Here is a 25,180-nt window from a genome sequence, read left to right on the forward strand (position 1 = left end):
GTGTGTAGGAATAACATCGCGTAACGGAGATTTATCATGAAACGCCTCACCGCTCTGGTCGCCGCCGTTATCATCGCCTGTGCGGCGCCCCAGGCCGGAGCCGTGGACCCGGACAAACCACTGGTCGTACCCGGCACTGTTACAATTGTCGCCTTTGACCAACTGGAAGCCACGGCCCTGGCCCTGCACCCCGGTTCTACGCTGCTGGACACCGACCTGGATGAGGCCTACGGCAAGTACGTTTATGAGGTCGAGCTGCAAGATCGCAACGGTATCGAATGGGACGTTGAATTGGACGCGCTCACCGGGCAGGTTCTCAAGAATCATCAGGATACGTAATGAAGGTAAATTTACGCACCGGCAGTCGGGTGGCACTGGTGCTTGTGGTGTTCTGCTCAAGTTTGCAGGCCCGCGACCTCAACCAGGACGAAGCCCTCGCGTTGCGCCAGCAGGGCGTGATCCTGCCGCTGGAGCAGCTGTTGCAGCAGGCCATGGCGCGCTATCCGGGCTCCCGTATGCTAGAGGCCGAGCTTGAGAAAAACACGGCCAATATGCTTATGAAGTGGAGCTGGTGACCACCGAGGGTGTGGTGCGCGAGATCAAACTTGACGCTACCACCGGTGCGCTGATTAAAGATGAGGAAGACTGATGCGCCTGCTGCTGGTAGAAGACAATGTACCCCTGGCCGATGAACTGCTGGCCGGCTTGCAGCGCCAGGGCTATGCCGTGGACTGGTTGGCTGACGGGCGCGACGCCGCTTACCAGGGCCGCAGCGAACCCTATGACCTGATCATCCTCGACCTTGGCCTGCCCGGTTTGCCTGGCCTCGAAGTGCTGGCGCAATGGCGCGCCGCCGCGCTCGCCACTCCGGTGCTCGTGCTCACCGCCCGCGACTCCTGGGCCGAGCGTATCGAAGGGCTCAAGGCCGGTGCCGACGATTACCTGAGCAAACCCTTTCACCCTGAAGAGCTGCACCTGCGCATCCAGGCGCTGTTGCGCCGGTCCCACGGCCAGGCCAACCAACCCACCCTGCAAGCCGCCGGCCTGCACCCGGATGAAGGCCGCCAATGCGTGTTGCGCGGCGGCGAAGAGATCCAGCTCACCGCCGCGGAATTTCGCCTGCTGCGCTATTTCATGCTGCACCCCGAGCAGATCCTGTCGAAAAGCCACCTGGCCGAGCATTTGTATGATGGCGAGACCGAACGCGATTCCAATGTGCTGGAAGTCCACGTCAACCACCTGCGCCGCAAGTTGGGCCGCGGCGTGATCGAAACCCGGCGTGGCCAGGGTTACCGGTTTGGCGCCAACCCCGCATGAGGTCGATTCAGCGACGCCTGAGCCTGGGCCTGATCAGCGTGATGGTGGTCGTCGGTGTGGTGCTGGCGCAAACCAGCCTGTGGTTGTTCGAGGCCGGTTTGCAGCGTTACCTGGAAGCCGGGCTGCGTAACGACGCGGAAAACCTGTTGGTGGCGCTGGTGCGTGGGCCCAACGGCGTGCAGCTGGATGAGCAGCGTCTGTCGCCGGCCTATCAACGGCCGTTTTCCGGGCATTACTTTCGTATCGACTTTGCCGATGTGCACTGGCGTTCTCGTTCGCTGTGGGACGAGGAATTGCCCCAACTGCCCGAAGCCGGGCTCAAGGGCAACCTGCAACTGGGCCCCGAAGGCCAACAACTGCTGGTGCTGCGTTCGGACTACAAGCGCTTTGGCCACTCGATTTCCATCAGCGTGGCTCAGGATTACACACCGGTGCGGGAAAGTTTCCAGCTGATGCGTCAGATCGGCCTGGTGCTGGGCCTGGCGGCGCTGCTGTTGGTGTTGATCCTGCAACGGCTCACGGTGCGTCGCGCCCTGCGCCCGCTGGAAAACGCACGCAACCAGATCGCTCAGTTGCAACAGGGCCAACGCTCGCAACTCGACACCCAGGTGCCACAGGAGCTGGAGCCGCTGGTCGCGCAGATCAACCACCTGCTGGCCCACACCGAAGACAGCCTCAAGCGCTCCCGCAATGCCCTGGGTAACCTGGGGCATGCGCTGAAAACCCCGTTGGCCGTGTTATTGAGCGCAGCGTCAAGCGAGGCGCTCAAGGACCGCCCCGAACTGAGCCAACTGCTGCGCGACCAACTGGAACAAGTGCAGCAACGCCTCAACCGTGAACTCAACCGCGCACGGCTGGCCGGCGAAACCCTGCCGGGGGCATTGTTCGACTGCGAAAAAGAACTGCCTGGCTTGCTCGCCACCCTGAACATGATCCACGGCGAACACCTGGACCTCAGCTACCACGCCGCCCCTGGCCTGTATCTGCCTTGGGACCGCGAAGACCTGCTGGAGCTGCTCGGCAACCTGCTGGACAACGCCTGTAAGTGGGCGGACGCCGAAATTCGCCTGAGCGTCAGCGATACCGGGCACGTTTACCTGCTGACGGTGGAAGACGACGGCCCCGGCATCCCCGAAGCCCAACGGGACCAGGTGTTCAGTCGTGGCGCGCGGCTGGACGAGCAGACTGAGGGCCACGGGCTTGGGTTGGGCATCGTGCGGGATATCGTCGAGGTGTGGGGTGGCGTGTTGCAATTGCAGGACAGTAAATTGGGTGGGCTCAAGGTGCTGATCGAACTGCCCAAGCGCCACGCCTGACATGCCCCCATCAAGCTGTGGGAAAAGTCTTCGTTCCCACGATGTGTAAAGGCATTCAATCCAAAATTGCTCCCTCAAGCCCTGCGGCGGATTCGCCAGACGGTTCAACGCCTGGCTCAGCCGTGGCGATCGACAGTTTTGTTTATTCAAGCGATCAATCCAAACCTGAAAGCGGCGCCGCTTTTTGACATGCGCGCCCGCCTGCTGCAAAGTGCGCGCCCTCTAATAAGACCTCCTTAAAGCCTGCGAGCGGGTTGCCAGTCAATGGCCATCTGGGCGCGGGCATGCCTGTCTTTTATGTTTCTGCTTGAGGTAACCATGATTAACGCAGTCATCGCCGCGGTCGGCACCATGCTGGTGCTCAGCCTGTCCCGCGTGCATGTAGTCATTGCCATTATTGTCGGCGCCCTGGTGGGTGGTCTGGCCGGTGGCCTGGGCATCGAGGCCACGCTCAAGGCCTTCAATGGCGGCTTGGGTGGGGGCGCGACCGTGGCGTTGTCCTACGCACTGCTCGGCGCTTTCGCGGTGGCTATTGCCAAGTCCGGCCTGGCTCATGCGCTGGCGGACAAGGCCCTGTTGCTGGTCGACCGCCAGGACGCCACGGGTGGCAGCCACGTCAAATGGCTGTTGATCGGCCTGTTGTGGGTGGTTGCGATTGCCTCGCAGAACATTCTGCCGATCCACATCGCGTTTATTCCGCTGTTGGTGCCGCCGCTGCTGTACGTGCTGACCAAACTGCAACTGGACCGCCGCCTGATCGCCTGCGTAATGACCTTCGGCCTGATCACCCCCTATATGTTCCTGCCGGTGGGCTTCGGCAATATCTTCCTCAACCAGATCCTGCTGGCCAACGTCGCCGGCAGCGGCGTGGACATCAGCCAGGTCAACGTGACCCACGCCATGAGCCTGCCGGCCTTGGGCATGGTGGCCGGCCTGCTGGTGGCGGTGTTTATCAGCTACCGCAAAAAACGCGTGTACGACCTGGAGAAAATCGAGCGGGTCGAGCAAGTGGCGGTGCAGTACAACCCGCTGACCCTGCTGGTGGCCGGTCTGGCGATTGCTTCGGCGTTCATCATTCAACTGTGGCTGGACTCGATGATCATCGGCGCCCTTGCCGGGTTCCTGATCTTCTCGGTGTCGGGCATCGTGCGCTGGCGCGATACCGACGACCTGTTCACCGAAGGCATGAAGATGATGGCCATGATCGGCTTCATCATGATCGCCGCCTCAGGGTTTGCCGAAGTGCTCAAGGCCACCGGTGACGTGCGTTCGCTGGTGCAAGCCTCGGCGGCGTTTATCGGCCATAGCCGTGGTGTCGGCGCCTTGCTGATGCTGTTGGTGGGCCTGTTGGTGACCATGGGGATCGGCTCGTCGTTTTCCACGGTGCCGATCCTCGCCGCGATTTTTGTGCCGCTGTGCGTGCAACTGGGCTTCAGCCCGATGGCCATCGTGTGCATCGTCGGTACGGCCGGTGCGCTGGGCGATGCGGGCTCGCCGGCGTCGGACTCCACCCTCGGCCCTACCTCCGGGCTGAATATTGACGGCCAGCACCACCATATCTGGGACACCGTGGTGCCGACCTTCCTGCACTACAACCTGCCGTTGCTGGCATTTGGCTGGTTGGCCGCCATGACCCTGTAACCTCATTGCTCGCCCATGACCACAAATGCGTGTTGTCCTACAGAATCAGGGTAATTGGCCGATAACCTCTCAAGCCGCTTAATAAGAGAGAAAAGTCATGCGTCTGAGTCTGAAGGCCAAAGTCCTGTCCCTCGCCGTCGTCCCGGTGTTGCTGTTTGCCCTGGTGATCAGCCTGACCACCGTGTGGATTCTCCAGGGCCAGGCACGCAACGAGGTGGCTGAAACCCGCGAGCGCCTGCTCAACAACGCCAAGGCCACCCTGCAAAGTTATGTGGAAGTGGCCATGAGCACTGTCAAACCGCTCTACGACGCCGCCGCTCCCGGTGATACGGCGGCGCGGGCAGAAGGTGGTCAAGTTGCTCTCCAACACCAGCTACGGCAAGGACGGTTACTTCTTCGGCTACGACTCCGAGACCATTCGCCTGTTCAAGGGCAACAGCCCGGACGGCGTGGGCAAGAGCTTCAAGGACAATCGCGACCCCAACGGTGTGTACGTCAACCGCGACCTGGTCAAGGTCGGCAAGGACGGCACTCACTACCTGCAATACAGCTCGACCCAGCCTGGCCAGACCGAACTGGTGCCCAAGATGGGCTACACCGAATACCTGCCTAAATGGGACATGGTTATCGGTACCTCGGTGAATCTCGATGGCATCGAAGCCCAGGTGGCGGTGGTCGAAGCCAAGGTGGAAAAACGCATGGAGGGTGTGTTGCTGAGCATCCTCGGCGTGGCCGTGGTGGTGTTGCTGGTGATTGCCGCCGTGGGCATGGTGCTGGCCAATACCATCCTGCGTCCGTTGCACTTGATGAAAGCCAACCTGGATGACATCGCCGCCGGTGAGGGCGATTTGACCCGCCGCCTGGCGATCACCAGCCAGGATGAGTTGGGCGACCTCGCGGGGGCGTTCAACCGGTTTGTCGACAAGATCCACGGCCTGGTACGCCAGATCACTGACATGACCGCGCAACTGACCGGGCTGGTCAGCCAGGTGTCCGACCAGGCCCAGCGTTCCGAACAGGCCATGGAGCGCCAGCGCCACGAAACCGACCAAGTGGCCACCGCCATTAACCAGATGTCGTCTGCGGCCCAGGAAGTTGCGCGCAGTGCGCAAGGCGCCTCCGTGGCGGCACAACAGACCGACGCCGAAGGCCAGGCCGCCAAGCGCGTGGTGGACGGCAGCATTGCGCAGATCCATGCGCTGGTGAATGACATCCGCAGCAGCGGCGTGTCCCTCGACAGCTTGCAGCAGGATGTGTCATCGATTGTCAGTGTGCTCAGCGTGATCCGTTCGATTGCCGAACAGACCAACCTGTTGGCCCTCAACGCGGCGATCGAGGCCGCGCGGGCAGGGGAGGCCGGCCGTGGTTTTGCGGTGGTCGCCGACGAAGTGCGCGCCCTGGCCAGCCGCACGCAGACCAGCACCCAGGAAATCCAGGGCATGATCGACCGCCTGCAAACCGGCACGGTGGCCGCCGTGGACGCGATGCGCCGCTCCAGTGATGCCGGCGACGGCACCTCCGCCCAGGCCAACCAAGCTGGGGCGTCGCTGGACACCATGGCCCAGTTGATCGGCACCATCAACTCGATGAACGCGCAAATTGCCAGCGCCGCCGAAGAGCAGACCGCCGTCGCCGAAGAGATCAACCGCAGCGTGCATCAGATTGCCGTGGCGGTGGACAACGTGGCCGATGAGACGCAGTTGAGCGCGCAGACCTCGCGCAGCCTGGCCGACCTTGGCCAGCGGCTCGGACAACTGGTGGGGCAATTCAAGATCTGACCCTGTGGCGAGGAAGCTTGCTCGCCCCAACAGTGTTTACACGTCACGCATCAGCAGGCCAAAACGCAGGTCCATCTGCGCCGGAACGTGCACGTACACCGTGTGCCCGTCCCCCGGCGCCACGTCAATGGCTTGGCCCTTGCTGTTGTGCAAGGTGTCCAGGTCAAAGTGGAGGTTGCCGGCGGGCGTCATCAATTCCAGGTGATCCCCCACGGCAAAACGGTTCTTCACCTTGACCTCGGCCAATTCGCCCCGGCGCTCGCCGGTTAACTCGCCGACAAACTGCTGGCGCTCGGACACCGAGCTGCCGTTCTGGTAGTTCTGGTACTCGTCGTGCACATGGCGGCGCAGGAAGCCTTCGGTGTAGCCGCGTTGGGCCAGGGATTCGAGGTCTGTCATCAAGTTGCGGTCGAACGCGCGACCGGCCACGGCGTCATCGATGGCCCGGCGATACACCTGGGTGGTGCGCGCGCAATAGAAGTGCGACTTGGTGCGACCTTCGATCTTCAGCGAATGCACGCCCATGTGGGTCAAACGCTCAACATGCTGCACCGCGCGCAAATCCTTGGCGTTCATGATGTAGGTGCCGTGCTCGTCTTCGAAGGCGGGCATGTGCTCGTCGGGGCGGTTGGCTTCCTGCAGCACAAACACCTGGTCGGTCGGCGTGCCAATCCCCAAGGTCGGCTGATACGCCTGGACGATCTCCCCCGTGGTATTTTCCACCGCCGGCGTGGCCTGGTATTTCCAGCGGCAGGCGTTGGTGCAACTGCCTTGGTTGGCGTCGCGCTTGTTCATATAGCCCGACAGCAGGCAGCGGCCGGAATAGGCCATGCACAAGGCGCCATGCACAAACACCTCCAGCTCCATGGCCGGCACCTGCTGGCGGATTTCGCCGATCTCTTCCAGGGACAGCTCCCGCGACAGGATCACCCGGCAAATCCCTTGCTGCTGCCAGAACTCGACGCTGGCCCAGTTCACGGTATTGGCCTGTACCGACAAGTGAATCGGCATCTGTGGGAAGTGTCGGCGCACCAGCATGATCAGCCCCGGGTCGGACATGATCAGCGCATCCGGGCCCATGGCGATCACCGGGGCCAGGTCTTTGAGAAAGGTCTTGAGCTTGGCATTGTGCGGCGCGATGTTCACCACCACGTAAAAGCGCTTGCCTTGCGCATGGGCTTCGTCGATGCCGAGGGCCAGGTTGGCGTGGTCGAACTCGTTATTGCGCACGCGCAAGCTGTAGCGCGGCTGGCCGGCGTAGACCGCATCGGCACCGTAGGCGAAGGCGTAGCGCATGTTTTTCAGGGTGCCGGCGGGGGCCAACAGTTCAGGGCTAAGGAGCAGAGGCATGGGAAATCGGACCGCAAAAGGGCGCGAGGGTACCGGGCGGCGCCGAAGGGGTTATTGATCTGGGTCTACGCTTACCGCAACAAAGATGGCACTCACAGGATTTGCAACGGACTAAGCAGCAGGGCGCACGCGCGCCGAGCTTTCTGACATGGACCGGACATGAATCAAACCACTCTGCAATTCAAGACCCTGCTGTTGTTGCTGGTCCTGGTGACTATCGCGTTTATCTGGATATTGCTGCCGTTTTACGGCGCGGTGTTCTGGGCGGTGATCCTGGGCATCATCTTTGCGCCGATGCAGCGCCGCCTGCAGCAACGCCTCGGCTGGAACCGCAACCTGTTGTCCCTGACCACCTTGATGGTGTGCCTGGTGATTGCGATTCTGCCGGTGATCATCACCAGCGCCTTGCTGGTGCAAGAGGGCGCGACGCTCTACAAGAACATCGAGAGCGGCAAGCTCGACGTGGCCGGTTATATCGAGCAGTTCAAGCACTTTCTGCCGCCGTACTTCCAGCATCTGCTGGACCGCTTTGGCATGGGCAACCTGGAAGGGCTGCGTGAGAAGATCGTCAAGAGCGCGATGCAGGGCAGCCAGTTCTTTGCCACCCAGGCGTTCAGCTTCGGCCAGGGGACGTTTGATTTCCTGGTGAGCTTTTTCATCATGCTGTATTTGCTGTTCTTCCTGCTGCGCGACGGCCCGGAACTGGTGCGCAAAGTGCGCACGGCGGTACCGCTGGCCGAACCACAGAAGCGTCGTCTACAGCTCAAGTTCAACCGGGTAGTGCGCGCCACGGTCAAGGGCAACGTGCTGGTAGCCGTGACCCAGGGCGCGCTGGGCGGTTTGATCTTCTGGTTCCTGGACATTCCCAGCGCGTTGCTCTGGGCGGTGTTGATGGCGTTTCTGTCGCTGCTGCCGGCGGTGGGGGCTGGGCTGGTGTGGGGGCCGGTGGCCGCGTACTTCCTGCTCAGCGGTTCGATCTGGCAGGGCGTGGTGCTGGGCCTGTTTGGCGTGTTTGTGATCGGGCTGGTGGATAACGTGCTGCGTCCGATCCTGGTGGGCAAAGACACCAAGATGCCGGACTACTTGATCCTGATCTCGACCCTGGGCGGTTTATCGGTGTTCGGCCTCAACGGGTTCGTGATCGGGCCGCTGGTGGCGGCGCTGTTCATGTCCAGTTGGGCGCTGTTTGTCGAAAGCAAGCCGCGGGTCAAGCTGCCACTGCCTTGAGTCTCAGGCGTCAAGCCTGAAGCTCGACGCTTGCTGCAGCTGTTTTTCGGCGGCGGACAGCGACGTGAGGGGGCCACTGATGGCCTCGCCGTCGCTTACCAGGTACCAGCAGGCAAGCACTCCCAACGCGCGAAGCGGGGCGGGGACGGCGCTGCCGATGACAGACATGATTTGAACAGTGGGCATAGATACCTCCAATCGCTATGGAGGTCACCTTACGAGGCCAGGCGGCCAAGGAAAAATCACCTGGCTCGATAGTCGACATCAACGCAACGTGTCAGTCGACCACCTGATCGAGCATGCTCACCACTTCCTGCTCGTTGAGCAGGCCCTTGCGCACCAGGTTTTCTGCCAGCAACGCCAGGAATTTCGCGCTGCGGTGGCCTTCCAAGTGCTTGAGTTCGGTGAGTGCGCTGTAAACCTTGCTGGACGTGCAGAGGCCAGCGGTGCGGTGCGGGTTTTGTGTGGGCATGGTCAGTCGTCCTTGTTGTTATTGAGTGGACAGGATCGATAGTGGGAGTGCGGCGTGACACAAACATGACAGCGCTGGCCCCTGTCGAGCAAGTAGACTTTGGGCCTTATCCTGTGGGATTGGCGTCGGCACCATTGTCCTTATAGCGACCTTGACGCGATAAATCCGGACTTTGCGCGCAAAAAAAGGCCTCGCACGGGGGCGAGGCCTGTTTCGCACGTGACACCAGGGGTTTACCAGCCGCGACGGTAGTAGCCGTGAGGAGGGCCATAGTAGTAGCCATGTGGCGGGCCGTAATAAACCGGCGCCGGGCGGTAATAGACCTGCTGTTGTACATACACCGGTGGTGGCGGGGCGTAGTACACCGGCGGTGGCGCGGCGTACACCGGCTGCGGTTGTACATACACGGGCTGTTGCACGTACACCTCACGAGGTTGGCTGGCAACCACGGAGCCCACCACGGCGGCGCCGACCAACGCACCCAAGGCGGCCGGACCCGCCCATCCACCGCCGTGGGCGGAGGCTTGGCCTGCCATGGCGAGTGCACCGATAAGCAAGGCGATCTTGGGGATTTTACGATTCATGGTCATTCCTCGATTAGCCCCTGCGCTTGTGGTCTGCAGTCAATAGACTCAAGTAACGTCGCGGGGATACTTTTAAGACAACGTATTTCTGAAAAACAGCACAGCCGCTAAGTAAAGGTTGTGTAAGGTCTGTACCGATTTGCTTACTCAAAGGAGTTTTCCATGCAGATGCACCCCAACAAGGACACCCAACTGTGCATGTCGCTGTCCGCCCGCCCTGGCAATTTCGGCCTGCGATTTCATAACCACCTGTATGAACAGTTGGGTCTGAATTTTTACTATAAGGCCTTCAGCAGCCAGGATTTGCCCGGCGCGATCGGCGGTATCCGGGCTTTGGGGGTTCGGGGTTGCGGGGTGTCCATGCCGTTCAAAGAGGCTGCCATTGCCTTAGTGGACGAACTCGACGCTTCGGTTCAAGCGATTGACTCACTGAACACCATCGTCAACACCAACGGCCACCTCAAGGCCTATAACACGGATTACATTGCGGTCGAGCAACTGCTCAAGACGCATGCGGTGCCCAAGGACTCGACCTTCGCCCTGCGCGGCAGCGGCGGCATGGCCAAGGCCGTGGCGAGTGCCTTGCGTGACGGCGGTTATGCCAACGGGGTGATCGTGGCGCGCAACGAGGCGGCGGGGCGCCGATTGGCGCAGAACCTGGGGTATGAATGGCAGGCCGACCTTGGCGGGTTGCGCCCACGGATGTTGGTCAACGTGACACCGATTGGCATGACCGGTGGGCCTGAGGCCGATGCGTTGGCGTTCGAGGCCGATGCTATCGATAAAGCCGAAACAGTGTTCGATGTGGTGGCAATCCCCGCCGAAACACCGTTGATTGTGCGGGGGCGGGCTAAGGGCAAGCGGGTGATTACCGGGCTGGAAGTGATTGCGATCCAGGCGCTGGAGCAGTTTGTGCTTTACACCGGTGTGCGACCAACCCAGGCACAGTTCGAAAAAGCCGTGGCATTTGCCCGAAGCTGAAGGGCACTGGTGATCAAATGTGGGAGGGGGCTTGCTCCCGATAGCAGAGGGTCAGTCAATGCTCATATGTCTGAAACACCGCTATCGGAGCAATTCGAATCGTCGCACCGCCCATTTTGCCTGTATTACGCCTGTTCCAACTGCGCCAGGCGTTCTTCCAGCGCCCCAATGCGTGCTTCCAGTTCTTCAATCCGGTCCACAGACACTCCAGCCCCGCGCTCCACCGGGCTTCCTCGCGCCGCGATAATCGCCTCGATATCCGCCGGGTCGCCCAGCGCATGGGTGTAGCGGTCTTCCCGCTGCCCCGCCTGGCGCGGTACCAGCAGCGCCAGCCCGCGCGCGATCAGGCGTTCGAGCTGATGAACCACTTGCTCGGCATCTTCGAAATCATGCATGCGCCCGCTGCGGGTCAGCAGCTCGTTGACGGTCTGCGGGCCGCGCAAAAACAGCAGCCCAATCAGGATGACCTGCGCCGGCACCAGCTCCAGTGCCTTGTCCACGCGATGTTCCCAGCGATCGGCGCGGCTGCCCATCACCAGGCGGGTAAAGCCTTGGCCTTCGAGTACACGCAGGCTTTGGCCAACCTGGCCTTGGCTGAGGTTCATCACCGGCTCGCGGCTGGTTTTCTGGTTGCAGGCCAGCACCAGCGCGTTAAGGGTCAGGGGGTAGGTTTCCGGATGGGTCGCCTGTTTTTCGATCAGGCAGCCCAGGACGCGGATTTCCGTGCTGTTCAGGCACGGCTCAGGGGTGTCGGTGTCGTGCTCGGCGGTCATCGCGCGTTCCCTATGCTGTGAAGCCCACTAGCCTAATCCTGAAAAAATAAAAGACAAGCGGCAGGCATGGCTATAATCGCCGCTGGTTCCTACCCTGCCATTACCGATGAGACTGTCATGACTATTTCCCTGTACGCCGCCTCCATCCCAGTCTTCAAGCAAATGCTCAACGCCCTGAGCGATGTGCTGAACAAAGCCGAAGCCCACGCCACCGCCAAGAACATCGACCCTGACGCCTTGCTGCAAGCGCGCCTGTTCCCCGACATGTTTCCTCTGGTGCGCCAGGTGCAGATCGCCGTCGACTTCGCCAAGGGCGTATCCGCCCGCCTGGCTGAAATCGAAGTGCCGAAATACGAAGACAACGAAGTGACCTTCGCCGAGCTGCAAGCGCTGATCGCCAAGGTCCTGGCATTCGTCGATACCATCACGCCAGCACAGATCGACGGCAAGGAAGGCATCGAGATCATCACCCGCCAGGGCACGCCTAAAGAGAAGCGCTTCAGCGGCCAATCCTACCTGCTGACCTACGGCCTGCCGCAGTTCTTCTTCCATGTCACCACCACCTACGCCTTGCTGCGTCACAACGGCGTGGAAGTGGGCAAGCGTGATTACATGGGCGCTTTCTAAACCCAGGCGCTGAAAAAGCCCGGAACCGCCCTTGAATGGGCGATTCCGGGCTTTTTTGTGTGCGGGTGTTTGACCTGCTGCTGTTCGCAGGGCGTTACACAATTGCGGGCAACCGATGCGTCAGCGGACACACTCAAGGGAGGTACCCACTTCACTCATCTAACGCTTTAGAGGCGAAAGGCTTAATGATAAATACCCTCCAGTCGGCGCCCGCTGCCGCACCTTCGCAAGCTTGTGTCCTACCGCAACCAGCCCCGAATAACCCACTTGAGCCAAAGACGCGCAGCCGGCGCGAGGTGGCGCAAGACGGCTCATCGACGCAGGCGGGCGCCCATCGGTCCTCATTACGCGATCAGGGCAACAGTGAATTGGCGGCCAAATACGCAAAGGCCCTCGAAGAAAGCACACTGCCTCCTTGGCGCGCTGGGGACATCACGGACATTGCGCTTAACTCCAGCTTCGGCCAGTGGCGCGCGCAATTACGTGCGGCGTTAGAAGACAAAGACTTTTTGACATGGTTTAACGCGAACGGACTTCACCTATCCTTGGTGACGCTCCGTCCCTCAACCGGGGAGCTGCAGGCGTGGAATAAAAACGGCGAGCAATGCAGGTTCTCTCTCGATGACGACTCGGGGTGGGCGCAGGTATCCCAAGCGATTCTGACTGCCGCTCACGCTTTGGCGCCCAACGGGATTACGCGCAAGGCCGTGTATGCCGACAGTGTGCCGGTTTCCATGGTGGCGCAGTTCTATGGCGAAACGTTCCACGACGACCCGCTCAAAGATGGTCAGCGTGCTCAGCAACTGCAACAGCACGGCGGATTTGCGACCGCGGGTGCGGGAGAAGCGAGGTCCGAACAGGCACTCAACGCCCATAAAAGCCTTATTGCCGATAAACGCGACCTGCTCAGGTTCAGGGATGCGTTGCTGGCGGCGATAGTCAAGGCACCGGCCTATCTCGATGAGCAGGCGATTATTCACTCGCGCCGAAGCCGCGCGCCCTACGACCATGCAGAGGGGTTGGCGACTTTTTGCGAAATCAACCGTTCAAGCTGGACCCGCGTTCCGGGTTTCACGTGGATAACCAGCCGAAGGCGGGGCAGTCCGTGAGCCTTTTACAATTCATGGAGGGGCAAGGTTGGGATCGCCCCGTCGATCTGGCCGAACTTAAAAACATGGGCCAAGTGCTGTTCCGTCGTCAGGTCTCCCGACCGCCGCACGGTGATCTGGGCGGCGGGTTGTCGTGGCCCATTCCGCTTGATCGGGCACAACAGCAGCGAATTTACGACGCGGTTAACTACAACACATTTGAATTGCCCGAGTTCAAGTCGCTGAAGTTGAGCCAAACGGCGTTCGGGTTTCTGAGTCAAACCGTCAACTGGTCCGAGGCGGATCTGCAAAATCCGCGCGATGCGATAACGAAACTGTTGAAAACCCCCGCCGCACAGGCGCTGGGTGAAGCGCTGCGAGCCCAGTTTCAGGGGGCTGGCAGCGCGCAGGAGTGGGCGCTCTCCGCTTTGCAGAATCGGCTTGAATCCGCAGGCGTTCTGGCACCCGGAAGAAAAGAACAGGCTGGCTGGGTTCGACCTGTCGCAACGTGAGCATTGGGGTAAGCCACTGTCTGTGGTCGCTCATGGTCTGACTGAACATCTGCGTCGGTCTTACGGCAAAAATGCTCCGGTTGCCGCCTACCTGCTGTTGTCACACCATGCGCCCGAATTACTGGTCAAGGATATTCCGGATGACGTGTCTTATGGCTCGCCTGCCTGGGTCAGCCTGAAGTCTATTGTCGCCAAGGCCGAATACCGTGCCCCCGGCTCCACGGCAGGTAAATCCTACGAGCAATTGCTCAAGGACGACCTTGGTCCGATTTCTGCCGAAGAAAAAAACGTCGAGGCATTGGCTGGGCGGGAGGGGTTGATCCATTGGGCGGTGGCGGACGGTGCCATCGAGAAGCGGCCTGACAATAATTACTCGGCCGAAGAGATCGAACGTGCCAGTGCCCTGGCCGGTGAGCGCTTCGATACGTTGAAAAAAGCCTCGCAAGCGTCCCGTAAGCAGTTAGCCACCCGAAAAGAGTTGGCGCTCGCAACTCTAAAGGCGCACTTCAAGGCCTACGGCGACATAGACTTCGAAAAAAAAGTACTGATGCCTGCTGAGAGGGAACGGGATTTGCTCGGACCTTATTCGATGCTGGACCTCTATCTCGACAGGCCCAAACACACACGCTGGTATTCGCAGGACTCAACCGTCCCTTTTGAGCAAATTTCAGAGGCGTTCTACCGTCTTGCGCCGATTAACGAAGTGTTCGAAAAAAACGTCACGGATTACTACGCCGGGCTTAAGGGGGGCGCGGACGTTGCGATCAAACATTTAATGTCGCTACTGCCTGAGGGTGATAAGAAAGCCTTGGAATACGGTGAATTGAGTGTCTATGCCGAAGAAGATGTGACGCGTACCAGCCACTTTGCAAACCGGGTCGAACAGTTTTCCTACGAGAGTCGGCAGCCCGACGACAACCGCTCGCTCCTGTTCGTGACAACCTACCAAGGGCGTAAAACCGTGTACGAGGTGAATCCCCAGCAAGGGTTTGTGCGTAAGCGAACGGATCTGTCGCCCGATCTTAAGCCAGGCCGACAAGGTGAGTGGGTGCATTTGGGGCGCAACAAGTCGATACGGGAAATCAAGGCGCAGGGGGCTGAGGCTGAGCAACGCAAAGCGCGGGACGAATCTCCAGCGCTCGTGCAGACCTTCAACTCTGCAAGGACCCAATATATTGCTGATACGGTCCTCAATAACCTCTTCAAACCAGGCGAGCGCAATGAGCTGGTCAAGGCGGCGAGGGGCTTTACCACCTTTGACAGTGAAGTGACGGAGTTTGAAAAAATCCAGGCAGTCACCCGAGCCTTGGTGCCTTTTGCATCGGCCATCGATCGTTTCCAAAAAGGCGACGTCAGCGGCGGGCTCGCATTTTTGGGCTTCGACGTTTTTGGCTTTGCGTTAGGTGGCTATTTCGCCGCCGGTAAAATTGCAGGCCTGGGGGGCCAGGTGAAAAAGGCCGGCGGCATACTGGCACGCGCAGCCGTCAGTGCGGCCAATCCGTTTGCGGGAGGCAAGGCAATTGTCAGCAGGGGGTTGCCACTGCATCAGTCATTGCTGGGCAAAGGCACTTTTTCTTGGAAGGCAGTCTCCACCAACCGCGGTGTAAATCGGGCTTATCAGGATAAACAGGAGGGTATTGCGGTAGGCACCTACATCCTCGGCGATACATCAAAAATCACCGCAAAATTTGACGAGGTGCTGGGTAAGTGGTTCGCATACGATCCTAAAAGCAAGAAAAGGTATGGCGTGCCGCTTGAGGGGTTTCGCGTTGAAAGTTCCAGTGCCTGACGGCCCGTAAAACCAAAACGCCCGGTCGTTTCTTGGCGGGAACGTACCGGGCTTTTATCGGGGGATTATTCAGGCCGGTTGTTCTTCCTTGCCCAGGCACGCGGCAGCGGTGAACAGCACGTCGGTGGAGGAGTTGAGTGCGGTTTCCGCAGAATCCTGCAACACACCGATGATGAAACCGACAGCCACGACCTGCATGGCGATTTCACTTGGAATACCGAACAGGCTGCAGGCCAGGGGGATCAGCAGCAGCGAGCCGCCGGCCACGCCCGAGGCGCCGCAGGCACAAACGGCGGCGACCACACTCAGCAGCACGGCGGTGGGCAGGTCAACGCTGATGCCCAGGGTGTGCACGGCCGCCAGCGTCAATACCGTGATGGTGATCGCGGCCCCGGCCATGTTGATGGTGGCCCCCAGTGGAATCGACACTGAATAAGTGTCTTCATGCAGGCCCAGGCGCTTGCTCAAGGCCAGGTTCACCGGGATGTTCGCCGCCGAACTGCGGGTGAAGAACGCGGTAATACCGCTTTCACGCAGGCACATCAGCACCAGTGGGTAGGGATTGCGACGCAGCTTCCAGAACACGATCGCCGGGTTGACCACCAGTGCCACGAACAGCATGCAACCGATCAGTACCACCAGCAGGTGCGCGTAGCCGAGCAGCGCGCCGAAGCCGGAGGTGGCCAGGGTCGACGCGACCAGGCCGAAGATACCCAGCGGCGCAAAGCGGATCACCACACGTACGATCAGGGTCACGCCGTTGGACAAATCGTCCAGCACGGTGCGGGTGGCAGCGCCCGCATGGCGAATGGCGATGCCCATACCGATGGCCCAGGCCAGGATGCCGATGAAGTTGGCGTTCATCAGTGCGCTCACCGGGTTGTCCACCACGCTCAGCAGCAGGCTTTGCAGCACCTCGCCGATGCCGCCCGGCGCGCTGACGGTGACGTCATGGCTGGCGAGTACCAGCGACGACGGAAACCACATGCTGGCAACCACCGCCACGACGGCTGCGGCAAAGGTGCCTAGCAAGTACAGGAACAGAATCGGTTTGATATGGGTTTCCTGGCCGTGCTTATGGTTGGCAATCGACGCCATCACCAACACAAACACCAGGATCGGCGCCACAGCTTTCAACGCCGTAACAAACACCTTGCCAATAAAACCGGTAGCCCTGGCGGCCTCGGGCAGGAGCAGGGCCAGCAGAATCCCGGCGATCAGGCCGATGACGATTTGGGTGACCAGGCTGACGCGCATCAGTCGTTGTAACAGGGTGGGGGCAGCAGTCATAAACAGTTGTCTCTAGTTTTTTTAATAGGACGCAGCAGTACGGGCGGAATGTTCTGTAAGAAACAGGGCGCGGAGTCTAGCATGCCGCTGCTAACGGCCCGACCTGTGCGGCATTCGGTCACCCGCGCCCAGGCCGGGCTGCGTCCATGGTGTTCTGCGGGTTCATGATCGCGGGCATGGTGGCGCTGGTGCCGGCGATTCACTCCAGCGCCGGCCTGGCGGCGGCAATGGCCGTGTGGGGCGTGACCCAGGCCGCGATGTTTCTGGTCAGCCATGTGCGACTGATGAAGGCCGCGCCCCATGCCCCGGCCTTTGCCGCGTCGCTGAGCATTGCCGGGGGCAACCTGGGCATTGGTCTGGGGGCGTTGGTCGGCGGGCATGTGATCGACACTTTTGGCCTGGGCAGCCTGGGGTTTGCCGCATCCGGGTTTATCCTGGTGTCGATCCTGCTGGCGCTATGGTTGATGACTGCCAGACAACCGGTCGCGTCCAGCGCCTGACCGGTCAGGGCAGGGCGGTAAACAACTCGCGCCGTGCGCCCTCGGTAATCGCCACAATGCCGGGATGCTTGACCTTGCGCTCCACCGAGATCGCATAGAACGACTCGGTGACCGCATCGGTCTGGCCAATCAGTGCCACGCCGTACTGGCGCACCACTTCATCGGCAATCACGCTGGGGGCGATAAAAATCCCGCTGCCGGATTGGCCAAACGCTTGCATCAGGGCGCTGTCGTCGAATTCACCGATGATTTTCGGTTGGATCTGCTGCTCGGCGAACCAGCGCTGCAAACGGCTGCGTACCACGGTCTCTGCGCCTGGGATCAGCAACGGCGCGCCTTGCAGGCATTGTGGGAAATCGCCGCGATGGCGGTCAGCCAGTGCCTGGGTGGCGAAAAAACTGATGCCGCATTCGCCCAGCTTCTGGCTGTAGCCCTTGATGTCCAGGTGCGTTGGCATGGGGCTGTCGGAAATCACCAGGTCCAGGCGCTGGATCGCCAGGTCGGCCAATAACCGTTCGAGTTTGTCTTCGCGACAGGTGATACGGATCGGCTCGCTCAACTCCATGGTCGGTGCGATCAGCCGGTAAACGATGGACTTGGGCACCACATCCGCGACGCCGACGCGAAACACAATCTGCTGTTCATTGGGTTGCGCGCGCAGCATGGCTTCCAACTCATTGCCGGTCTGGAACATCTGCTCGGCGTAGGGCAGGGCCTGGCGCCCGGCTTCGGTGAGTTCAAGCTGGCGGCCGACCCGTTGAAACAGCGCGATACCGAAGGTTTGCTCCAGCAGGCTGATTTGCCCGCTGATGGTCTGGGGGGTGAGGTTCAGTTGCTCACAGGCGCGCACGATGCTGCCGGTCTTGGCCACAACCCAGAAGTAATGCAACTGTCGGTAATTGAGCATGGGTGCGGTCACTTCGTAAAAACCGAAGTATAAGCGAAAAAAATACGAATTTTCCTGAAGTGTTCGCCTGCATAGAATGCCTCGCTATCGCGGGGCCACTATTTGGACCCAATGGTTCTAACGAGGAATACAACATGACACTCAATTCCCTGGGCGCGGCGTCGTTGCTTGCGCTTTCATTGGTGATGACCAGCGGTTGCGACCAGGTCGAGAAAAGTGCGCAACAGGTGCTGGGCAAAGCCACTGAGTCGGCCAAGCAAGCCATCGATGACACCCACAAGGCCGCCGAGCAGGCATTGAGTGAAGCGACGCAAGGCTTGATCACGCCGCAAAAAAAGGACGATCAGCAAGAACAAGCGTCTGAATCGAACAGCAAAGAAGCCTAATTTCCCAGCACAACGTCAGGACTGAACCATGGATTACCTTTTACAACTGGCCGCCAGCCCGACCGCCTGGGTTGCACTGGCTACCTTGATCGTCATGGAAATCGTGCTGGGCATCGATAACCTGATCTTTATCTCGATTCTCACCAACAAATTGCCCGAGCAGCACCGGGCCAAGGCACGGCGCATCGGTATCAGCATGGCGTTGATATTGCGCCTGGGTCTGTTGAGCACCATCGCGTTTATCGTGCAACTGACGGCGCCGGTGTTTGAAGTGTTCGGCCAAGCGTTCTCGTGGAAGGACATGATCCTGATCGCCGGCGGCTTGTTCCTGGTATGGAAGGCCACCACCGAAATCCATCACAGCATGGACCCGGAGCCCGAAGAGAAAGCCACAGTGGGTAACACCGTGGCCATCGGTTTCGCGGCGGCCATCGGGCAGATCCTGCTGCTCGACCTGGTGTTCTCCATCGACAGCATCATCACGGCGGTAGGCATGACCGAACACTTGCCGATCATGATCATTGCCGTGGTGACCTCGGTGATCGTGATGCTGGTGGCGGCTGAACCGTTGGCCAAGTTCATCAACGACAACCCGACCGTGGTGATGCTGGCCCTGGGCTTCCTGATCATGATCGGCATGACGCTGATCGCCGAAGGCTTCGGAGCCCATGTGCCTAAAGGCTACGTGTATGCGGCCATGGCCTTCTCGGCGGCCATCGAGTGCTTGAACATTGCACGGCGCAACCGCCACAAGCGTTTGCTCGCTGCCCGCCAGTAACCGCTGAAACAAACAGGCCGGCTGTGCTCACAAGAGCCCAGCCGGCTTTTTGCTGTCTGGTAGAATCGGCGCACTTGATAGCTTGAGGTCCACCATGAACGAGCCGATTCGCCTTACCCAGTACAGCCACGGCGCGGGATGTGGCTGCAAGATTTCGCCACAGGTCCTGGAAGTGATCCTCGCCGGCAGCGGCGCCCAGAACCTTGATCCCAACCTGTGGGTCGGCAACGCTTCGCGCGACGATGCAGCGGTATACGCCATCGACGACGAGCGCGGCGTGGTCTCCACCACCGACTTTTTCATGCCGATTGTCGATGATCCCTTCGATTTCGGCCGTATCGCCGCCACCAACGCCATCAGCGACATCTATGCCATGGGCGGTGACCCCTTGATGGCCATCGCCATTCTTGGCTGGCCAGTGAACGTACTGGCGCCGCAAATCGCCCGGGAAGTGATCCGTGGCGGTCGCGCGGTGTGCGACGCCGCCGGTATCCCCCTGGCGGGCGGGCATTCGATCGACACGCCGGAGCCGATCTTCGGCCTGGCCGTGACCGGCATCGTGCAAAAGCGCCATATGAAGCGCAACGACACCGCCACTGCAGGCTGCAAGCTTTACCTGACCAAGCCCTTGGGCATCGGCATCCTCACCACCGCCGAAAAGAAGGGCAAGTTGCGCGAGGCGGATATCGGCCTGGCTCGTGACTGGATGTGCACCCTCAACACCCCGGGCAGCCGCTTCGGCAAACTGCCTGGCGTGACCGCGATGACCGACGTCACCGGCTTCGGCCTGTTGGGCCACCTGGTAGAAATGGCTGACGGCAGCGGCCTGACTGCGCGTATCGAGTATGAAAGAGTCCCACGCCTGCCAGGGGTCGAGTACTACCTGGAACAAGGCTGCGTACCCGGTGGCACCTTGCGCAACTTCGACAGCTACGCCAGCAAACTGGGGCGTTTGCAGGAGTTGCACAAACGTGTGCTGTGCGACCCTCAGACCAGCGGCGGCCTGTTGATCGCCGTCACCCCGGAGGGCGACGCGCAATTCCAGGCGGTGGCCGCCGAACTGGGCCTGAGCCTGGAGCCGATTGGCGTACTGGTTGAGCGACAGAGCAACGCGGTAGAGGTGGCTTGATGGCTGACATCACCGATTACCGCGACATCTTCCTCAACGACCGGCCGATGATGGATACCCGTGCGCCGGTCGAGTTCACCAAGGGCGCGTTCCCCGGCGTGGTCAACCTGCCGCTGATGACCGATGACGAGCGTCGGCGGGTCGGCACCTGCTACAAGCAGCAGGGCCAGCAAGCGGCCATCGTGCTTGGGCATCAGTTGGTATCCGGTGCCACCAAGGCTGAACGTATCGAGCAGTGGGCGCAGTTTGCCCAGGCCAACCCCAACGGGTACCTGTATTGCTTTCGCGGCGGGCTGCGTTCGCAGATCGTGCAGCAATGGCTGAAAACCGAAGCCGGCATCGACTACCCGCGCGTCGGCGGTGGCTACAAGGCCATGCGTACGTTCCTGGTGGAGACCATCGAGCAGGCTACGGCCCAGTGTGACTTCGTATTGCTGGGCGGTATGACCGGCACCGGCAAGACCGAGGTGCTCACCCAGTTGAACAACGCCTTGGACCTGGAAGGCCACGCCAACCATCGCGGTTCCAGCTTCGGCAAGCGTGCCACGACGCAGCCGTCCAACATCGACTTCGAAAACCGCCTGGCAGTGGACCTGCTGAAAAAACGCGCGGCGGGTATCGAACGCTTCGTGGTCGAGGACGAGAGCCGCATGATCGGCAGCTGCGCTCTGCCATTGCCACTGCACAAGGGCATGCAGGGCTTTGCGATGGTATGGCTGGAAGACAGCGTTGAAGGGCGCGTCGAGCGCATCCTGCGCGATTATGTGATCAACCTGTGCGCCGAGTTTATCGCGGTGTTTGGCGAAAACGGCTACGCGTTTTTTGCCGAACGCCTGACCCAGAGCTGGCCAATATCCACAAGCGTTTGGGCGGCGAACGCTTCCAGCGGTTGCACGCGATCATGCAGGACGCCCTGGCGGAACAGGCGCGCAGCGGCGCCGTGGAGCTGCATCGCGGCTGGATCGAAGGGTTATTGCGCGAGTACTACGACCCGATGTACGCCTTCCAGCGCGAAAGCAAAGGCGCACGTATCGAGTTTGCGGGAGAGCAGGGCGCCGTGATTGCTTACCTGCGCGAGCGCGCCTTGATTAAAGGATAGCGGCGCCGATCAGCCCACATACCACCCCCACCAGCATGGTCAACCCGGCCACCGTCACCAGTACCCGCGCATCGAAATCCTTGCGCAGCATCAGCAGTGACGGCAGGCTCACGCTCGGCAGGGTCATCAGCAAGGCCACGGCCGGGCCGGCGCCCATGCCCAGGGTCATCATGGTTTGTACGATAGGGATCTCGGCTGCTGTAGGAATCACAAACAGCGTGCCGACAATCGCCAGCGGCACCAGCCATACCAGGCTGTTGGCCATGGCCCCGTCCACGTGGGGGAACAACCACACCCGCGCCGCGCCCAGCACCAGCACCGCGAGGATGTAGATAGGGATGGTGCTCCAGAACAGTTGCCACAGCGTGCGCAACCAGCGGGTCAGGAACGGTTTGGACTCTGCGGCGCTGACTTCGGCCACAGCATCCAGCGCCGCTTCCGGCACTTGGTCCGGGCGTGCGATGCGCTGCGCCACCAGCGAAACGCCCACCACCAGCACGATGCCCGCCACCAGCCGCAACGCGGTAAAGCCCCAGCCCAGCACAAAGCCCATGAACACCAGGGTGGCTGGATTGAGCACCGGGTTGGCGATCCAGAACGCCAGCGCCGCACCCACCGAGACCTGTTGGCGCCGCATGCCCGCCGCCACCGGTGCCGCGCAGCAACTGCACATCATGCCCGGCAAGGCGAACAGCCCGCCACGCACGGTCGAGCCCAGCCCGGCACGGCCGAACAGGCGCAGCAGCCAGTCGCGGGGGATCAGCACTTGCAGCAAGGAACCGAGGATTACCGCCAGCACAGCCGCTTTCCAGATCGCCAGGAAGTAAACCTGGGCGTAGGCCAGCGCCGCCGCCAGGGGCGAACTTTGCTGATCATTGAGAATCGAGGCGCCGATGCTGTGGTTATCCGCCGCCACAAACGCTTTGAAGTAGTAGGGCGACCATTTCACGTAGTAGAGGCCGACGCAGGCGACCAGCAGGAACAGCGCGGGTTTGCACCAGAATGACCAGCCCCGGGCGGGCTGGATGGAGGCAGGGTTGGACATGGTGATGATCCGTAGATGAGTCAATAGCGGCGCATCATACGCTCTCAGCTGTCAGCACTCACCTGTGTAGGTTCCGGGCAGGTCTGTTCGCCGTCGTTCAAGCCTTGTTTGTAGTTGCGGCTCAGCAGCGAGGCCTTGCCGTTGTGCCAGGTCAGTGTCAGTACATACAAGGTGTCGTAGTCGCTGCCGGACCAGTCGTCGGTGATGGTGTGTTTTTCACCGGAGGCTTCACTTGCCACTTTGTTGATCAACTCCGGCAGATAGCCGTGTGACCAGGCCGTGTAGATGGTGGCATTGTGATATTTGTCTTCGACCAGTTCATCAGCCAGGTCGCTGGTGTCGTTTGCCGAGAACTTGATATTCACCGGCAGGCCCAACTTGATGGCGCTGGGGCTGATGGTCATCAAGGGGCGAATGTAGCTGTAGGAGTTGTCCAGCTCACCTTCCTCGACATTGCGCGTCGGGTTGGCGGCGAAAACGAAATCGGCCTTGCCGAATTTTTCCGGCAATACCGTCGCCAGGTTCATTGCGCGGTTCAGGCCCTGGCAATTGAGCTGGCCCAGGCCGCCGGCGGGTTTTTCACCGTGGCGCAGGAATACCAGGGTTTGCACGCCGTCCACGGGCTGGGCGCGGCTTTCACGGGCGTCGAGGGCGGCGACCATGGCGCCGCTGACCAGCAGCAGCGGCAGCATGATGTAGGCGTAGTGGCTAAGGCGTTGCACAAGGCGCAGAGGCTTGATCTTCATGGTCGGTTCGAGTCTTCGTGCGTCACGTTAAGGCGGACAAGCCTGGCCCCGATGACGCCGGGGGCGTCTTGCGGTGTTCCCTGTCGAAATAGCGAGGTGCCTCCATTCACCGTGAGCGCTCTTAAGAGTGCGCGAGGGCGTATTGGTTCGCCCTCGCGGGATAATAGCCAGCGGATATTGCGTATTGATGACCCATGCAGGACAGCGTCCAGATGACTATGATGGGTACTTTCTGCCCCAGGGACCGCCCGATGAACTCACTCGCTGACTTTCCGATCCACAGCAAATGGCCTGCCCAACACCCTGAGCGCCTGCAGCTGTACTCGCTACCCACGCCCAACGGCGTCAAGGTTTCGATCATGCTTGAAGAATTGGGCCTGCCTTATGAGGCGCACAAGGTCAGCTTCGACACGCAGGACCAGTTGTCCCCCGAGTTTCTGTCCCTGAACCCCAACAACAAAATTCCCGCGATCATCGACCCCAATGGCCCGTCCGGCCGGCCGCTGGCGCTGTTTGAGTCCGGCGCGATCCTGATCTACCTGGCCGAGAAAACCAGCCAGTTGCTCTCCGAAGATCCGGCGACACGTTATGAAACGATTCAGTGGCTGATGTTCCAGATGGGCGGCATCGGTCCGATGTTTGGCCAACTGGGGTTCTTCAACAAATTTGCCGGCAAAGCCTACGAAGACAAACGCCCGCGCGACCGCTACGCCGCCGAATCGCGCCGCCTGCTGCAAGTGCTGGAAAAACGTCTGCTGGGGCGCACCTGGATCATGGGCGATGACTACAGCATCGCCGATATCGCCACTTTCCCCTGGATCCGCAACCTGATCGGCTTCTACGAATCGGGCGATCTGGTGGGCATCGCCGACTTCCCCAATGTACTGCGCGCGCTGGATGGGTTTATCGCTCGACCGGCGGTGATCCGTGGCCTGAATATTCCGAGCTGAAGCATGCCGACCTTCGATTTCAAGCAACTGGATGTCTTCAGCAGCGTACCGCTCAAAGGCAACCCGCTGGCGGTGGTGCTTGGGGCGGACAGCCTCAGCGACCAGCAGATGGCCGACTTCGCCAATTGGACCAACCTCAGCGAAACCACGTTTTTGCTGACACCGCGCGATCCAAGGGCTGACTATCGGGTAAGAATTTTCACCACTGTGCAGGAACTGCCCTTCGCCGGGCATCCGACACTGGGCAGTTGCCACGCGTGGCTGAAAGCGGGCGGCGTGCCCAAAGGCGAAGTCATCATCCAGGAGTGCGAAGTCGGCCTGGTGCATATCCGCCGTCAAGGCGACGAGCTGGCGTTTATTGCGCCGCCCTTGTTGCGCTCAGGCCCGGTGCAAGACGACGTGCTGGAGCGCGTGCGCCAGGGGCTGAACCTTGCGCCGCAGGCAATCGTGCGCAGCCAATGGGTGGACAACGGCGCTGGTTGGCTGGCGGTGATGCTGGCCGATCGCCAGGCGGTACTCGACGTGCAACCTGACTACGCCCGATTGCTCGGCCTTGCGGTAGGCGTGATCGGCCCTTGCAACCCGGCGCACGACGACGTGGACGCGCAATTTGAAGTGCGCGGGTTTATCGCCGGTGACGGCGCCCCGGAAGACCCCGCCACCGGTAGCCTGAATGCCGGCGTTGCGCAATGGCTGCTGGGTGAGGAACTGGCGCCTGAGCACTATGTGGTCAGCCAAGGCACGGTATTGGGGCGCGCGGGGCGTATTCGCATTGAACGCCAAGGGGAAAATATCTGGGTCGGTGGTGCCGTCGCGGTGTGTATTGAAGGGCGTCTACAGCTCTAGATCAATGAATTATTACGGGCCGCGCAATACACTGTTGGCCCCTGGGCGT

Annotated in this window: 24 protein-coding genes and 4 pseudogenes; 19 read left to right on the forward strand and 9 right to left on the reverse strand. The window is 60.8% G+C overall.

Features of this window, described 5'->3' with window-relative positions:
- Positions 1-36 precede the first annotated feature (36 nt).
- The 6 genes and pseudogenes from AB4O25_RS00520 to AB4O25_RS00545 all read left to right on the forward strand — a co-directional run bounded on the left by AB4O25_RS00520 (position 37) and on the right by AB4O25_RS00545 (position 6,052).
- A complete protein-coding gene (locus AB4O25_RS00520) occupies positions 37-339 on the forward strand; it encodes a PepSY domain-containing protein (protein WP_017526749.1) in 303 nt (100 codons plus the stop codon).
- Positions 339-649: pseudogene (locus AB4O25_RS00525) on the forward strand (PepSY domain-containing protein). The gene AB4O25_RS00520 and the pseudogene AB4O25_RS00525 overlap by 1 nt, the downstream one beginning before the upstream one ends.
- Positions 649-1,317: a response regulator transcription factor gene (locus AB4O25_RS00530; RefSeq protein WP_460150252.1), complete on the forward strand. Its 669-nt coding sequence runs from the start codon at positions 649-651 to the stop codon at positions 1,315-1,317. Before AB4O25_RS00525 ends, AB4O25_RS00530 begins: the two are co-directional and overlap by 1 nt.
- Complete coding sequence (locus tag AB4O25_RS00535) at positions 1,314-2,633, forward strand: sensor histidine kinase (protein WP_460150254.1); 1,320 nt, start codon at positions 1,314-1,316, stop codon at positions 2,631-2,633. Before AB4O25_RS00530 ends, AB4O25_RS00535 begins: the two co-directional genes overlap by 4 nt.
- A 321-nt stretch (positions 2,634-2,954) precedes the next feature.
- On the forward strand, positions 2,955-4,274 hold the full coding sequence (locus tag AB4O25_RS00540; protein WP_161979905.1) for a Na+/H+ antiporter family protein: 1,320 nt from the start codon (positions 2,955-2,957) through the stop codon (positions 4,272-4,274).
- Positions 4,275-4,371: 97 nt separating this feature from the next.
- A pseudogene (locus AB4O25_RS00545) lies at positions 4,372-6,052 on the forward strand (methyl-accepting chemotaxis protein).
- A gap of 36 nt (positions 6,053-6,088) precedes the next feature.
- Here the strand turns inward: AB4O25_RS00545 and trhP are convergent.
- A complete protein-coding gene (trhP, locus tag AB4O25_RS00550) occupies positions 6,089-7,402 on the reverse strand; it encodes a prephenate-dependent tRNA uridine(34) hydroxylase TrhP (RefSeq protein WP_017526755.1) in 1,314 nt (437 codons plus the stop codon).
- Between the two features lie 159 nt (positions 7,403-7,561).
- On the opposite strand from trhP, the gene AB4O25_RS00555 reads away from it, so the two are divergent.
- Complete coding sequence (locus AB4O25_RS00555) at positions 7,562-8,629, forward strand: AI-2E family transporter (RefSeq protein ID WP_017526756.1); 1,068 nt, start codon at positions 7,562-7,564, stop codon at positions 8,627-8,629.
- A gap of 3 nt (positions 8,630-8,632) precedes the next feature.
- Here AB4O25_RS00555 and AB4O25_RS00560 read toward each other — a convergent pair whose 3' ends face one another.
- The 3 genes from AB4O25_RS00560 to AB4O25_RS00570 all read right to left on the reverse strand — a co-directional run bounded on the left by AB4O25_RS00560 (position 8,633) and on the right by AB4O25_RS00570 (position 9,691).
- Positions 8,633-8,815: a hypothetical protein gene (locus AB4O25_RS00560; RefSeq protein WP_017526757.1), complete on the reverse strand. Its 183-nt coding sequence runs from the start codon at positions 8,813-8,815 to the stop codon at positions 8,633-8,635.
- A 91-nt stretch (positions 8,816-8,906) separates the two neighbouring features.
- On the reverse strand, positions 8,907-9,101 hold the full coding sequence (locus AB4O25_RS00565) for a hypothetical protein (protein ID WP_003173044.1): 195 nt from the start codon (positions 9,099-9,101) through the stop codon (positions 8,907-8,909).
- A 233-nt stretch (positions 9,102-9,334) separates the two neighbouring features.
- Positions 9,335-9,691 carry a hypothetical protein gene (locus AB4O25_RS00570; RefSeq protein ID WP_017526758.1) on the reverse strand — a complete coding sequence of 119 codons (357 nt, stop codon included), beginning with the start codon at positions 9,689-9,691 and terminating at the stop codon, positions 9,335-9,337.
- Positions 9,692-9,847: 156 nt separating this feature from the next.
- Between AB4O25_RS00570 and AB4O25_RS00575 the strand changes: the two genes are divergently transcribed.
- Positions 9,848-10,666, forward strand: a complete 819-nt coding sequence (locus AB4O25_RS00575; RefSeq protein ID WP_065876540.1) for a shikimate 5-dehydrogenase — start codon at positions 9,848-9,850, stop codon at positions 10,664-10,666.
- 125 nt (positions 10,667-10,791) lie between these two features.
- Here the strand turns inward: AB4O25_RS00575 and AB4O25_RS00580 are convergent, their stop codons facing one another.
- Positions 10,792-11,439, reverse strand: coding sequence for a YceH family protein (locus tag AB4O25_RS00580; protein WP_460150256.1), 648 nt, complete (start codon positions 11,437-11,439; stop codon positions 10,792-10,794).
- A gap of 117 nt (positions 11,440-11,556) precedes the next feature.
- Here AB4O25_RS00580 and AB4O25_RS00585 point away from each other — a divergent pair, with 117 nt between their 5' ends.
- From AB4O25_RS00585 to AB4O25_RS00600, 4 genes are all read left to right on the forward strand, one after another.
- Positions 11,557-12,066 (forward strand): DUF1993 domain-containing protein, encoded by a 510-nt coding sequence (locus AB4O25_RS00585; protein ID WP_248081260.1) that lies wholly within the window; start codon positions 11,557-11,559, stop codon positions 12,064-12,066.
- A gap of 296 nt (positions 12,067-12,362) precedes the next feature.
- Positions 12,363-13,175, forward strand: a complete 813-nt coding sequence (locus AB4O25_RS00590; RefSeq protein ID WP_460150258.1) for a hypothetical protein — start codon at positions 12,363-12,365, stop codon at positions 13,173-13,175.
- Positions 13,172-13,666, forward strand: a complete 495-nt coding sequence (locus AB4O25_RS00595; RefSeq protein WP_460150260.1) for a hypothetical protein — start codon at positions 13,172-13,174, stop codon at positions 13,664-13,666. Before AB4O25_RS00590 ends, AB4O25_RS00595 begins: the two co-directional genes overlap by 4 nt.
- On the forward strand, positions 13,596-15,455 hold the full coding sequence (locus AB4O25_RS00600) for a hypothetical protein (protein ID WP_460150262.1): 1,860 nt from the start codon (positions 13,596-13,598) through the stop codon (positions 15,453-15,455). Before AB4O25_RS00595 ends, AB4O25_RS00600 begins: the two co-directional genes overlap by 71 nt.
- Positions 15,456-15,524: 69 nt before the next feature.
- Here AB4O25_RS00600 and sstT read toward each other — a convergent pair whose 3' ends face one another.
- Complete coding sequence (gene sstT / locus AB4O25_RS00605; protein WP_017526763.1) at positions 15,525-16,745, reverse strand: serine/threonine transporter SstT; 1,221 nt, start codon at positions 16,743-16,745, stop codon at positions 15,525-15,527.
- Positions 16,746-16,885: 140 nt separating this feature from the next.
- Here sstT and AB4O25_RS00610 point away from each other — a divergent pair.
- Positions 16,886-17,245: pseudogene (locus tag AB4O25_RS00610) on the forward strand (MFS transporter); the annotation flags it as partial.
- 4 nt (positions 17,246-17,249) lie between these two features.
- Here AB4O25_RS00610 and nhaR read toward each other — a convergent pair.
- Positions 17,250-18,152, reverse strand: a complete 903-nt coding sequence (nhaR, locus tag AB4O25_RS00615) for a transcriptional activator NhaR (RefSeq protein WP_017526765.1) — start codon at positions 18,150-18,152, stop codon at positions 17,250-17,252.
- A 134-nt stretch (positions 18,153-18,286) separates the two neighbouring features.
- Here nhaR and AB4O25_RS00620 point away from each other — a divergent pair, with 134 nt between their 5' ends.
- The 4 genes and pseudogenes from AB4O25_RS00620 to mnmH all read left to right on the forward strand — a co-directional run bounded on the left by AB4O25_RS00620 (position 18,287) and on the right by mnmH (position 21,544).
- Positions 18,287-18,538 (forward strand): hypothetical protein, encoded by a 252-nt coding sequence (locus AB4O25_RS00620; protein WP_017526766.1) that lies wholly within the window; start codon positions 18,287-18,289, stop codon positions 18,536-18,538.
- A gap of 28 nt (positions 18,539-18,566) precedes the next feature.
- A complete protein-coding gene (locus AB4O25_RS00625) occupies positions 18,567-19,316 on the forward strand; it encodes a TerC family protein (RefSeq protein ID WP_017526767.1) in 750 nt (249 codons plus the stop codon).
- A gap of 94 nt (positions 19,317-19,410) precedes the next feature.
- Positions 19,411-20,445 (forward strand): selenide, water dikinase SelD, encoded by a 1,035-nt coding sequence (gene selD / locus AB4O25_RS00630; RefSeq protein WP_017526768.1) that lies wholly within the window; start codon positions 19,411-19,413, stop codon positions 20,443-20,445.
- Positions 20,442-21,544: pseudogene (gene mnmH, locus AB4O25_RS00635) on the forward strand (tRNA 2-selenouridine(34) synthase MnmH). Before selD ends, mnmH begins: the two are co-directional and overlap by 4 nt.
- Here mnmH and AB4O25_RS00640 read toward each other — a convergent pair.
- Positions 21,534-22,589: a permease gene (locus tag AB4O25_RS00640; RefSeq protein WP_068931631.1), complete on the reverse strand. Its 1,056-nt coding sequence runs from the start codon at positions 22,587-22,589 to the stop codon at positions 21,534-21,536. The pseudogene mnmH and the gene AB4O25_RS00640 sit on opposite strands and share 11 nt — an antisense overlap.
- 44 nt (positions 22,590-22,633) lie before the next feature.
- Positions 22,634-23,335, reverse strand: a complete 702-nt coding sequence (locus AB4O25_RS00645) for a hypothetical protein (protein WP_017526771.1) — start codon at positions 23,333-23,335, stop codon at positions 22,634-22,636.
- A gap of 251 nt (positions 23,336-23,586) precedes the next feature.
- On the opposite strand from AB4O25_RS00645, the gene AB4O25_RS00650 reads away from it, so the two are divergent.
- The gene (locus tag AB4O25_RS00650; protein ID WP_017526772.1) at positions 23,587-24,285 is read left to right on the forward strand and encodes a glutathione S-transferase N-terminal domain-containing protein; all 699 of its coding nucleotides are present in this window, start codon (positions 23,587-23,589) and stop codon (positions 24,283-24,285) included.
- 3 nt (positions 24,286-24,288) lie between these two features.
- A complete protein-coding gene (locus tag AB4O25_RS00655; RefSeq protein WP_068931632.1) occupies positions 24,289-25,131 on the forward strand; it encodes a PhzF family phenazine biosynthesis protein in 843 nt (280 codons plus the stop codon).
- The last annotated feature ends 49 nt before the right edge of the window (positions 25,132-25,180 follow it).

This window comes from Pseudomonas sp. S3_A03 (assembly GCF_054668275.1).

What these genes read in the sequence shown, in the direction of transcription:
- AB4O25_RS00570 (WP_017526758.1), bottom strand. Translation starts at nt 9,691, where the DNA reads ATGACCATGAATCGTAAAATCCCCAAGATCGCCTTGCTTATCGGTGCA.
- AB4O25_RS00645 (WP_017526771.1), bottom strand. Translation starts at nt 23,335, where the DNA reads ATGAAGATCAAGCCTCTGCGCCTTGTGCAACGCCTTAGCCACTACGCC.
- AB4O25_RS00655 (WP_068931632.1), top strand. Translation starts at nt 24,289, where the DNA reads ATGCCGACCTTCGATTTCAAGCAACTGGATGTCTTCAGCAGCGTACCG.
- AB4O25_RS00620 (WP_017526766.1), top strand. Translation starts at nt 18,287, where the DNA reads ATGACACTCAATTCCCTGGGCGCGGCGTCGTTGCTTGCGCTTTCATTG.
- AB4O25_RS00520 (WP_017526749.1), top strand. Translation starts at nt 37, where the DNA reads ATGAAACGCCTCACCGCTCTGGTCGCCGCCGTTATCATCGCCTGTGCG.
- AB4O25_RS00565 (WP_003173044.1), bottom strand. Translation starts at nt 9,101, where the DNA reads ATGCCCACACAAAACCCGCACCGCACCGCTGGCCTCTGCACGTCCAGC.
- AB4O25_RS00575 (WP_065876540.1), top strand. Translation starts at nt 9,848, where the DNA reads ATGCAGATGCACCCCAACAAGGACACCCAACTGTGCATGTCGCTGTCC.
- AB4O25_RS00585 (WP_248081260.1), top strand. Translation starts at nt 11,557, where the DNA reads ATGACTATTTCCCTGTACGCCGCCTCCATCCCAGTCTTCAAGCAAATG.
- AB4O25_RS00530 (WP_460150252.1), top strand. Translation starts at nt 649, where the DNA reads ATGCGCCTGCTGCTGGTAGAAGACAATGTACCCCTGGCCGATGAACTG.
- nhaR (WP_017526765.1), bottom strand. Translation starts at nt 18,152, where the DNA reads ATGCTCAATTACCGACAGTTGCATTACTTCTGGGTTGTGGCCAAGACC.
- trhP (WP_017526755.1), bottom strand. Translation starts at nt 7,402, where the DNA reads ATGCCTCTGCTCCTTAGCCCTGAACTGTTGGCCCCCGCCGGCACCCTG.
- AB4O25_RS00625 (WP_017526767.1), top strand. Translation starts at nt 18,567, where the DNA reads ATGGATTACCTTTTACAACTGGCCGCCAGCCCGACCGCCTGGGTTGCA.
- AB4O25_RS00640 (WP_068931631.1), bottom strand. Translation starts at nt 22,589, where the DNA reads ATGTCCAACCCTGCCTCCATCCAGCCCGCCCGGGGCTGGTCATTCTGG.
- sstT (WP_017526763.1), bottom strand. Translation starts at nt 16,745, where the DNA reads ATGACTGCTGCCCCCACCCTGTTACAACGACTGATGCGCGTCAGCCTG.
- selD (WP_017526768.1), top strand. Translation starts at nt 19,411, where the DNA reads ATGAACGAGCCGATTCGCCTTACCCAGTACAGCCACGGCGCGGGATGT.
- AB4O25_RS00555 (WP_017526756.1), top strand. Translation starts at nt 7,562, where the DNA reads ATGAATCAAACCACTCTGCAATTCAAGACCCTGCTGTTGTTGCTGGTC.
- AB4O25_RS00535 (WP_460150254.1), top strand. Translation starts at nt 1,314, where the DNA reads ATGAGGTCGATTCAGCGACGCCTGAGCCTGGGCCTGATCAGCGTGATG.
- AB4O25_RS00580 (WP_460150256.1), bottom strand. Translation starts at nt 11,439, where the DNA reads ATGACCGCCGAGCACGACACCGACACCCCTGAGCCGTGCCTGAACAGC.
- AB4O25_RS00560 (WP_017526757.1), bottom strand. Translation starts at nt 8,815, where the DNA reads ATGCCCACTGTTCAAATCATGTCTGTCATCGGCAGCGCCGTCCCCGCC.
- AB4O25_RS00650 (WP_017526772.1), top strand. Translation starts at nt 23,587, where the DNA reads ATGAACTCACTCGCTGACTTTCCGATCCACAGCAAATGGCCTGCCCAA.